We start from the raw sequence: 701 nt of genomic DNA on the forward strand, positions 1-701 counted from the left end.
CCGGCGTGGCAAGAAGCCGGCTCGGGTTTTGGCGGAGATTTTGATGCCGGATTATGACGTGCTTTGCATCGGCAATGCCATTGTCGACATCATCGCCCAGTGCGACGAGGAATTCCTCGAGACCAACGGCATCATCAAGGGCGCGATGAACCTCATCGACACACAACGCGCCGAACTGCTCTACAGCCGCATGGGCCCGGCGATCGAGGCCTCCGGCGGCAGCGCCGGCAACACGGCGGCCGGCGTCGCCAGCTTTGGCGGCCGCGCCGCCTTCTTCGGCAAGGTCTCCAACGATGCGCTGGGCGAAATCTACGCGCACGACATCCATGCGCAGGGCGTCGCCTTCGACACCATACCGCTCAAGGGTGAGCCGCCGACGGCGCGCTCGATGATCTTCGTCACGCCCGACGGCGAGCGCTCGATGAACACCTATCTCGGCGCCTGCGTCGAGCTTGGCCCTGAGGATGTCGAAGCCGACAAGGCGTCTGGCGCCAAGGTCACCTATTTCGAAGGCTATCTGTGGGACCCGCCGCGCGCCAAGGAGGCAATCCGCCAGACGGCGAAGCTGGCGCACGCGGCAGGCCGAGAAGTGTCGATGACACTGTCGGATTCGTTCTGCGTCGACCGCTACCGCGACGAATTCCTCGACCTGATGCGCTCGGGCACGGTCGACATCGTCTTTGCCAACAGCCACGAGATCA

General features: G+C 64.1%; 1 protein-coding gene. It reads left to right on the forward strand.

Annotated features, from left to right (window positions below):
• Positions 1-43: 43 nt before the first annotated feature.
• On the forward strand, positions 44-701 hold a 658-nt coding region (locus EOB59_RS35025; protein WP_164895874.1), incomplete at its 3' end, for an adenosine kinase.

Source organism: Mesorhizobium sp. M7A.F.Ca.MR.176.00.0.0, assembly GCF_004023165.1.
In the GTDB taxonomy this organism is placed as follows: Bacteria; Pseudomonadota; Alphaproteobacteria; order Rhizobiales; family Rhizobiaceae; genus Mesorhizobium.